Raw genomic sequence first — 9,645 nt, forward strand, 5'->3', positions numbered from 1 at the left:
AAAAATCGGAAAACACCCTAAAATTATCTGCGTTTATCTGTGTTTATCTGTCTGAAATCTGCGGTTTCTGTATCGAAAAGAAGACTTATGCAATTCAAGTCTAATGACAACTGACAACTGACAACTGACAACTGACAACTGACAACTGACTTAAAAAGGTTTTAAACACTTGTCAAAAAAATACATAGCAGCAATCGACCAAGGAACCACCAGCACCAGATTTATCATATTCGATCGCCTGGGACAGATAATTTGCAGCAACCAACAAGAACACCAACAGATTTATCCACAACCGGGATGGGTTGAACACAATCCCGAGGAAATTTGGCAGCGCACCCAAAGCGTAATTAAAAATACCCTGGAAATCGGCAATATCGATGCAAAAGATATTGCAGCGCTCGGCATTACCAACCAGCGCGAAACTGCAATTGTTTGGGATAAAAATACGGGAAAATCTTACGGAAATGCGATTGTTTGGCAAGATACCCGCACTCACCAAATTTGTACTAGCTTAGCAGAATTTGACGGTAAAGATCGATTTAGATCGCGCTGCGGTTTGCCACTAGCAACTTATTTCAGCGGCCCAAAAATTAAGTGGATGCTGGACAATATCGCTGGATTGCGGGAAGCTGCAAATCGAGGCGATGCGATTTTTGGCAATATCGATTCTTTTCTAATTTGGCATCTCACCTGCGGCGCGCACGTTACCGATGTTACCAACGCCAGTCGCACGATGCTGATGGATTTGCAAACCCTCGATTGGGATGCGGAAACTCTGGAAATCATGGGAATTCCCCCCCAGATGCTGCCGGAAATTTGCCCTTCGAGTCATATTTTTGGCACTGCAAAAGGATTGTTAGATAATGTTCCAATTGCTGCTGCTTTAGGAGATCAGCAAGCAGCTTTGGTTGGGCAAACTTGTTTTAGTGTTGGCGAGGCTAAAAATACTTACGGTACGGGCTGTTTTATGCTGCTGAATACTGGTGAGGCGATCGTCCCTTCAACGCAAGGATTGCTGACAACAGTCGCCTACAAGCTCGGAGAATCGCCCGCTGTGTATGCCCTGGAAGGCTCTATTGCGATCGCCGGAGCATTAGTCCAGTGGCTGCGCGACAACTTGGGTATCATCAACACATCTGCGGAAGTAGAAACATTAGCAAATACTGTCGAAGATAGCGGTGGAGTTTACATTGTACCCGCCTTTTCTGGACTCTACGCGCCCTACTGGCAAGACAGCGCCCGGGGAGTAATTGCAGGTTTAACTCGCTACGTGACTAAGGCACATATTGCTCGCGCAGTATTGGAAGCGACAGCTTGGCAAACACGGGAAGTATTGGATGCGATGAATCAGGATTCTGCGGTGCAGCTTTTGTCTTTAAAAGTAGACGGAGGTATGGTGAAAAATCACACACTAATGCAGTTTCAGAGCGATGTTTTGGGAGTGCCTGTGGTGCGGCCTGTGGTAACAGAAACTACTGCCCTGGGCGCTGCTTGTGCGGCTGGTTTGGCGGTGGGTTTTTGGAGCCAGCTAGCCGAATTGCGGGATAATTGGGCGGTGGATTGTATTTGGGAACCCCAAATGTCGATCGCACTTCGGGAGCAAAAATTCCGCTTTTGGAAAAAAGCAGTTACCCGCACCTTCGACTGGGAAGAATAAATCACGAATACTGTTGGTTAACAGTTTAGCTTAATCTCCTGTAGTACCGCAGTCCGGCAGGGGTTTAAACCCCTGCCTCATAGCGAAAGTCGGTTGAAACCGACTCAAGAGTTATGTCGGAATTATTGCTCTCTCTTGTCTCCCTCTGTGTTCTCTGTGTCCTCTGTGGTTAAATAATTCCATTCCAACCGGAAACGATACTAATCCAAAATATGTATTTAATGATATCATGAAGTTAAACACGATTGCTTGACTTGTAACTCAATGATTTTGTCACCTCAATTTAAAATAATTCTCACCCTCATCCTATTAATACTGACACTGGCATTTGCAGAAATTGCCACTAATTCCCAAATTGCGATCGCAGATACAGCGACAACTCCCGCAACCGCAACCGCCGCCGAAGTCTTCAACACCAACTGTGCAGGCTGTCACATCAACGGTAGCAACATTATCAGGCGTGGCAAAAACTTAAAACAAAAAGCTCTCAAAAAATACGGCATGGATTCCATCGCCAATATTTCAAATTTAGTAACCAACGGTAAAGGTATTATGCCCGGTTACAAAAACCGTTTGTCGGAACAACAAATTATCGATGTTTCCGCCTACGTGCTATCCCAAGCAGAAACAGATTGGAAATAAATCGGAGGTATTGGAAGTTGAAAAACCATAAGAGTTGGCGCAAAATTTTAACTATCATTAGCTTGTGCTTGTATCTAATCTTAGCCATCACCCAGCCCGTTTTCGCCTCAATTCACAAATATCCAGAAAGAGCCGATAGAGTAATGTTTCGCTCGGTACAAAGCCTGCGCGATACTGATGACAGAGCATGGCAAGTAGTTTTGTACAAGCGAGTACAGTCGGGATTGGTAAACTCTTTTAACCTGAGATTGGTAGGATTTCCCGGCACAGAATTGCAGCACCCTGTCCCCCTGAATGTGGCTGCGGGAAGTCGCAAAATTGGTAAAGCCAATGATATTTGGAGCGAGTCAGATTTGCCGATCAATGTCGGAGAATATGATTTTAAATCAATCATTACACAAGTCGAAAGCAATCAGCCTTTGCGGTTGAGCTTGCCCGTTAAAGGCGCACCAGAAACTGAACTGCTGGTTCCTCCTTTTGCTGTTAGAGAATGGCGGCTGTTATTAGATACAAAGTAAAATATACCTATTCGATCGCACTCTACACTGATTATATAGACAGGTTTGTGTATCAAAAGTTACTATGCTTAAGTATGCCTTAAGTGAGATTTCAGCTATTTGCAGATAATTGTGAAACAAACTCTAAATCGAGTTAGTCTTGTGACGTAACTAGACTATTTATCGTGCGTGCCTTCAGGGTGGATGACTATGAGTTTAATCAGTACAATTGTCCGAAAAGCTTTGGAAACTGGCTATCTAACGGTTGAGTCCGAAGAACTGTTGCGACAGCAGTTGCAGATGACTAAGTACGGTTTAGAAGATTTTGAGGCTTTTATTACTTTGCAAAAAGAGGTGATGGAAGGTCGGGTAAGACAGCAGGCTTTGGAATTGTTGCGAAGTAGCAGGTGTTCTCTAACTGCTTGAATAAAGTTCGATCGCCCTTTTGGATAAAATAGCCCAGCATCTTCTATTTTATGCTTAATTTGAAATTAGTCGGGCGATCGAACTTGACAAAAATCCCCAAATCAGCAATAATCATAGATTGTCTGTCTAAATCCTGCTCGGATCAGGTCGAGACATTCCAAAAGCTGGAGAGCAGTCAGCAGTCAAAAGTCAAAACTCCTCACCCAAAAGTTCACGGGCGGGGACAGCACTTTTGACCAATGACTAACCAGCTACCTGTACGGCAAACCCAACGACTATCCCATGACCTACGCAATTATTGAGACTGGCGGCAAACAATTTCGAGTAGAACCGGGCCGCTTCTACGACATCGAACTGCTTCACGTGGAAGCTGAATCAAAAGTCACCATTGACAAAGTATTTCTGATTCAGCACGAAGATGACGTTCACATCGGTCAGCCTTTGCTAGAAAATGCCACTGTAGAAGGAACTGTGCTGCGACATTTCCGTGGCCGCAAAGTCCTCGTCTACAAGATGAAGCCGAAAAAGAAAACTCGGAAGAAAAAAGGCCACCGTCAAGAAACAACTCGGTTTATGATTGACTCTATTACAGTCAATGGTGTTGTTTTGGCAGCGAGAGATTTGACTCAAGCAGTTGTTGAAACTCCCCAAACCGGCGAAATTGAATCAGAATAAGCTATGAAGCATTTAAATTGGGTATTTGGGACGCTGCTCTTAGCCACGTCCCACAGAAATTTGATTAATTTTTGACATACAACAATTTAAATGCGGCAACAGCTTAAAAAATAGTAAATACAGTTTGAGGATATTATGGCCCACAAGAAAGGTACAGGCAGCACGCGCAACGGTCGCGATTCTAATTCCCAGCGTTTGGGTGTCAAAAAGTACGGCGGTCAAGTTGTCAAAGCTGGCAACATTTTGATCCGTCAACGCGGCACGAAGGTTCACCCTGGTAATAATGTTGGTATCGGCAGAGATGATACTTTGTTTGCTTTGGTTGATGGTGTCGTGACTTTTGAAAGAAAGGGCAAAACTCGCAAGAAAGTCAGCATTTATCCTGTGGTTGCGGCTGTTGCTGCACCTGTGGCTGAAGCTGTCGCAGTTTAATTTTGATATTTCGCGGCGTTGTTTAAGTCTCTTTTGTTTGTCTCGAAGTCTCGCTCCCCCCTAGCCCCCCTTAATAAGGGAGGGACAAGATAATTAATTCAAAGTCCTCCTTCTTTCTTAAGGGAGGGACAAGAGAATTAATTCAAAGTCCCCCTTCTTAAGGGGGATGCGAGGGGGATCTAGACTTCGCCTACAAGCGACATTTATTCCTCTTGAAGAGATTGATTAGCTAATTTCTAGCTAGCCTCCTCCGACGATTGTCACAACTTCTAGGATGTCGCCCTTTTGTATCTTTGTGGTTTCCCAAAATTGTTTGTGCAGGATTTCGCCGTTGTACTCTACAGCTACTAAGCGCGGGTTTAATCCTAATTCTTCTAGTAATTTTGGTAACGGTGTGTCGATCGCACAATTGCGATTTTCTCCGTTAACTTGCAGCCCAATTTGATTTGTCATCACTCAAATATTATCAGTTTTTAGGGCGGGTTTTGTACAAAAATTATATTTCAATACCCTCGAGATAAGAAGACGGGCGCGGTTGAAACCGCAAAGCGAGTCAGACACTCACGCGACGGGAGCGGGTTGAATATCGGTATACTCAACCCGCCCGACAAATTGCCCATCAACCTAGGTTTTCGCCAGCAAAGCTTTCTGAGCTTTCACATTCTGCATCCGAATCAACTGCGAGATGAAAAACTGCGTGACTAAAGTCGGTTGTTCTGCGTCCATAATCGATCGCACTACGGCAACTCTTTGAGCTCCGGCATTCAACACTTCATCGAGGTTGTTGATATCAATTGAGCCGATCGCAAACCAAGGAACCGGAGACTTACCAGCAGCATACCGCACATAGTCCAAACCCGCCGCCGGCTTGTTGGGCTTCGTCGGAGTTTCATACACAGGCCCAACTCCAATATAATCGGCTCCCGCATCAATCGCTCGCTGCATTTCCTCGCCATTCGTCGTCGAACAGCCGACGATGCGTCCCGGGCCGAGCAACCTGCGCGCTTCGGCTACAGGGAAATCCTGCTGTCCTAAGTGTACGCCGTCGGCATCCGCGGCGATCGCCAAATCCACGCGATCGTTCACAATCAGCAAAGCGTCGTAGCGGTGACAAAGTTCGCTCATCTGCCGCGCGTTGGCCAGTCTTACGCCGTCGTCGGAGTTTTTGTCGCGGTACTGCACCAAAGTCACCCCACCTTGCAAAGCAGCTTCCACGACTGGTAACAAGTTGTCTCTGGGCGAAGTTACAAGGTATAACTGCGATCGAAGTAACTGCTGGTAGCGGCGATAAGCTAGCAAATCGCTTTCGAGAGTGTAAACCCGATAGCGCATCTGCTTAAAAGCCTTGCCCATATTGGGATCGTAAACTTTGCCGTACTCTTCGAGTACCCGCAAAGCTTCTTCCACCCGACAGAAATTCGCCTCCAGTAGCTGCTGGATGCTCGCACGCTGCTCCTCTTGCGGGTGAGTCAACTCCGTCCCCGGATCTGCCGGCGTATCCCTAGCGCTGCGCAATTCTGCGGTGTGCCAAGCTGCCAATTCCTGGCGCAGTTGCTTGCACTCAGCGGCAAAATCGGCGCTATTGAGACCAAACCTGCACCATTCTTCAATAATTCTCAACCCTTCGCGCGATCGATCTAGATTCGCATCTAAAATCCGGCAGAGGGCGGGCTGTGCCGGTAAAGTTCTGTTTTGTTTCTCGGTCATTCAGAACCACCTTTCTTAAACTAATCCTAGCAGTCTACCCGCTACATTCTCCCACGGCATCAAGATTCTGGTGAAGGCGATCGACCTAATTTTGCGATCCACCGCTTTAAATTTGACAAATTTTTAAGTTTTATGGCATTTCAAAAAAACAAAGCATAATGGATCAAACTCGATCGTAGTGGAATCGTTAAGCTGCATACCACACTTCGGAGGAAAGCCGTGAGGTTCGCAGAACAACAAAAAAAATTAAGGGAGAAAAACCCCAGCAGGCGGGTGAGATTAAAATTCGATCGCCCAAACCCGACACGAAACACGGGATGGGAAATTTGGCTCCAAGATAAATTGTGTTTTTTTTTGACACTTCTCTGCCTGAAGGCAAGAGGATTCTCAAGACGGCAAAGCCTCAGTAGACCTTGATTCTTAACGGCTGGGCTCTCGCAGCCTCTACACAGTCCGGTAAAACCATTCTGCTTACTTTTACGTCCAATATTTGCAGCACCATTAGTATCTGAATTAATCAAATGTCCTTCCTTGCTTCTATACAATCCACGCTTCACCCGCTTACCAGAGAACTGGTAGGTAGCTGGTTTGTCGGCATTGTAAATAGGCATATCATCACCATCCAAAGCACTCGCCTTACTGGTGTAGGATTCCTCTTGCTCTTGGTAGATCAACCCGTATCGCTCACAGAGAAATTTAAGTTTATTTCTCAAAGAATACAAAGGGATTTGGACAAAGTTTTGATTATTCCGACTACCAATATTGATGCCATCTTTCATTCCAATATTAAAGCCTACTATCAGGCGTTCAATTTTAGTATTGATGCAATGGTCAACAATCAGTCTTGCCGCCTTATTCAAATAGTCTCTAACTTGACTACTGCGGTTGATGTACAATCTCGATTGACGTTCAGTAAGTTTCTTAATTCCCTGCAAGTCTTTAATAGATTGCAGTCTGGCATTCTCTTTGTTGAACCACTGGTTAATAGATTTAAGTTTGCGACCATCCACGATAAAGGATGCCCCATTGGTGTCAACACAAGTAGCCAAATTACTAAGCCCGAAATCAATCGCCAAAGCACTCCCCTTGACTGTTTCTACAGCTTGGATTTCACCTATCGAGCAGATATACTCGACCTCAAAGAATCGAGCATCATACTTTGGGTGAATTCTCACTTCCTTAATTTTGGCTGGGTCAAGACGTTCGGGAAAGTTAATTACAATTTCACCAAATTCCTTCTTAAAGGCTGGAGACATCGGCACTTTGAACGAACCATCTTTAACTTTGATTCGCGGGATTATCAACACAAAATAGCCTTCTTTGGGCAAGTAGTGAGGAAGTCTCACCTTTTGTTGAAATGTTCCATATCGAACCGCCTTAATCAATCCATAGAAGCTGCGAAACGTCCTGTCTACTACCTTCAATGTTTGCTGTGCAATGTCAGTATTGAGAATTTGATAGTTCTCATTGTCTTTGCACAGATGGTAGGCAGACTCATAGCGCAAGTGCTTATGTTCTTGAAAGTAGTATTGTCGAACAGTGTAAAGACCAACATTGTAGAGGTTCTTACTCAATCGACACAACTCTCTGATCGCCAAGAATTCGGTCTTGCTAAGATCGCGGATTTGGTTTTTCTGAGTTAAGTACATAGTCTTTGGTTTCGCTATTCTTTCATTATATAGCGAAACCACTAAAAGAGCAACGAGGATGTTGTGAGACTATTAGAACTATCCACAGCGCATACTGGCGGGCTTGCGCCCGCTCCTGTAAAGCCGTCGTCAACGACGGGGTTTCTACCCAATTTGCTGATGATCCTAAATTCAAAACAGAGCAAGTGCCAAAAAAGTCGTAGCTTGCGGGGCCCAACGCCATCGCAAAACTCTTCTTTGAGTTATTGTCTGCTGCTCGTCTTTGCCAGCACGGCTTTTTGCCACCTTCAAGCCTCAGCTATCCCTGCCGAGACAGGCTCCGTTGAGCTACTTTCTCAAGCGCCAGAGAGCGACATTAACATACTCTACGTGAGTTCTAGCGGTGGCAGCGACGCTGAGGGTAATGGGAGCGATCGATCTCCGTTCAAAACCCTCACCTACGCCCTCAGCGTCGCCCCGCCCAAAACAGCAATTTTACTAGCGCCCGGTACTTACAGCGCTCAAAGTGGCGAAAAATTTCCATTAATGCTCAGGCCCAGCGTGACTGTTCAAGGAAATCCCAGCACTCGCGGCCAAAATATTCTCATCAAAGGCGGAGGAGAGTTTATCAGCCCGACTTCGGCTGGTCAAAACATCGCGATTTTAGGCGCAGACGGGGCGGGACTCAGCGGGGTGACTGTCACAAATACCAACTATCGCGGTTACGCTTTGTGGATCGAATCGAGTTCTCCGACAGTTGTCAACAATACTTTTTCCGGGAGCACTCACGACGGCATTTCGGTAGTCGGGACTGGAAGGCCGACAATTGGCGGGAATTTTTTCTCGAAAAATGGAGCTAACGGGATGACAATTTTTGGCAGTTCCCGCCCGGAAGTTAGAGATAATGTGTTTGAAGACACCGGATTTGGGGTGAATGTAGCGCAGAACGCTTCGCCTTTGTTAATCGGCAATAAAATTACTCGGAATAAGGACGGCGTGGTGGTGCAAGCTGATGCTAGACCGGTGCTGCGCAACAATTATATTGAGAGCAACCGCCGAGATGGAATTGTGGCGATATCCAGAGCTGTGCCGGATTTGGGAACTTCGGCGGAACCGGGCGGAAATGTGATTCGCAATAACGGCCAGTACGACATCAACAACGCCGCCAAAGGTCAAGTCATCCCAGCTTACGGCAATCAATTGCTGAGCAACCGCACGACTGGATCGGTTGATGTGGCAGGAAATTTTAGCCCGCCTGCGCCCATTGCGGCAAGTGCTTTGCAGTTAAATGTCGATCGACCTTCGAGTATCGGCGGCCCTGAAACTTCTCTCCCTGCTTACAATCCCGGGCGGCTAACTCCCAGAGTCGAAAGAGCACCAATTGCCCTACAGCCGCCAGTTTCCAGGCGACAGGCACCCACCAGCACTCAGTTGCGCCCTCGAATTGCTCCTAGAAATGCCACTTCTGAATCCGCAGGAACTGGGGCTATCTCCATTCCCGTACCCGATCCGGCTACTCGCTCGCTGCGGGAAAGTTCGGTACAGCAACCAATAATTCCGCCCAATTTTGATAGTTCTAGTTCGGTTTCTTCCGAGGGTAAATTGCCGGTTCCGGGCCGCAACATTCCTTTAGGAAGGGGCGGCTTTGTACCTGCTGTTTTAGGCGGCAATTCTTTACCCGATTCCCAGACTTCCCCGTTACTCGATCGAGCTTCTGCTTTAGGTTTCCGGTATCGAGTTGTGGTGGATGCCGATAGTTCGGGCGATCGCCAAAAAATGCTATCATTAGTTCCCGATGCTTTTCGGACTTTTACCAACGGGCGATCGGTGATTCAAGCAGGTGCTTTTCGCGATCGCGAAAAAGCTGAAGAATTGCTACAAATTCTCACCGCTAATGGTTTGAATGCTCGCATTGAAGACATTAAATGACAGTTGACAGTTGACAGTTGACAGTTGACAGTTGTCAGTTGACAGTTGACAG

General features: G+C 46.3%; 10 protein-coding genes. 7 read left to right on the plus strand and 3 right to left on the minus strand.

Features of this window, described 5'->3' with window-relative positions:
- Positions 1-169: 169 nt before the first annotated feature.
- The 6 genes from glpK (at position 170) to rpmA (ending at position 4,329) form a co-directional block, all read left to right on the plus strand.
- Positions 170-1,657 (plus strand): glycerol kinase GlpK, encoded by a 1,488-nt coding sequence (glpK, locus tag QT974_RS25540; RefSeq protein WP_333471212.1) that lies wholly within the window; start codon positions 170-172, stop codon positions 1,655-1,657.
- Between the two features lie 270 nt (positions 1,658-1,927).
- Positions 1,928-2,299 (plus strand): c-type cytochrome, encoded by a 372-nt coding sequence (locus QT974_RS25545; RefSeq protein ID WP_333471213.1) that lies wholly within the window; start codon positions 1,928-1,930, stop codon positions 2,297-2,299.
- A 17-nt stretch (positions 2,300-2,316) separates the two neighbouring features.
- Positions 2,317-2,817, plus strand: coding sequence for a DUF3122 domain-containing protein (locus tag QT974_RS25550; RefSeq protein ID WP_333471214.1), 501 nt, complete (start codon positions 2,317-2,319; stop codon positions 2,815-2,817).
- A 189-nt stretch (positions 2,818-3,006) separates the two neighbouring features.
- Positions 3,007-3,222, plus strand: coding sequence for a hypothetical protein (locus tag QT974_RS25555; RefSeq protein ID WP_333471215.1), 216 nt, complete (start codon positions 3,007-3,009; stop codon positions 3,220-3,222).
- Positions 3,223-3,504: 282 nt separating this feature from the next.
- Positions 3,505-3,897, plus strand: coding sequence for a 50S ribosomal protein L21 (gene rplU, locus QT974_RS25560; protein ID WP_333471216.1), 393 nt, complete (start codon positions 3,505-3,507; stop codon positions 3,895-3,897).
- A gap of 135 nt (positions 3,898-4,032) precedes the next feature.
- Positions 4,033-4,329, plus strand: a complete 297-nt coding sequence (gene rpmA, locus QT974_RS25565; protein ID WP_333471217.1) for a 50S ribosomal protein L27 — start codon at positions 4,033-4,035, stop codon at positions 4,327-4,329.
- Between the two features lie 240 nt (positions 4,330-4,569).
- Here rpmA and thiS read toward each other — a convergent pair whose 3' ends face one another.
- The 3 genes from thiS to QT974_RS25580 form a co-directional block, all read right to left on the minus strand.
- Positions 4,570-4,782, minus strand: coding sequence for a sulfur carrier protein ThiS (gene thiS / locus QT974_RS25570; protein WP_333471218.1), 213 nt, complete (start codon positions 4,780-4,782; stop codon positions 4,570-4,572).
- Positions 4,783-4,953: 171 nt separating this feature from the next.
- Complete coding sequence (locus tag QT974_RS25575) at positions 4,954-6,036, minus strand: thiamine phosphate synthase (protein ID WP_333471219.1); 1,083 nt, start codon at positions 6,034-6,036, stop codon at positions 4,954-4,956.
- A gap of 140 nt (positions 6,037-6,176) precedes the next feature.
- Complete coding sequence (locus QT974_RS25580; RefSeq protein WP_333471220.1) at positions 6,177-7,685, minus strand: RNA-guided endonuclease InsQ/TnpB family protein; 1,509 nt, start codon at positions 7,683-7,685, stop codon at positions 6,177-6,179.
- A gap of 237 nt (positions 7,686-7,922) precedes the next feature.
- Between QT974_RS25580 and QT974_RS25585 the strand changes: the two genes are divergently transcribed.
- Positions 7,923-9,593, plus strand: coding sequence for a DUF1565 domain-containing protein (locus QT974_RS25585; protein WP_333471221.1), 1,671 nt, complete (start codon positions 7,923-7,925; stop codon positions 9,591-9,593).
- Positions 9,594-9,645 lie beyond the last annotated feature (52 nt).

The organism is Microcoleus sp. BM001215392, from assembly GCF_036700185.1.
Taxonomy (GTDB): Bacteria; Cyanobacteriota; Cyanobacteriia; order Cyanobacteriales; family Microcoleaceae; genus Microcoleus.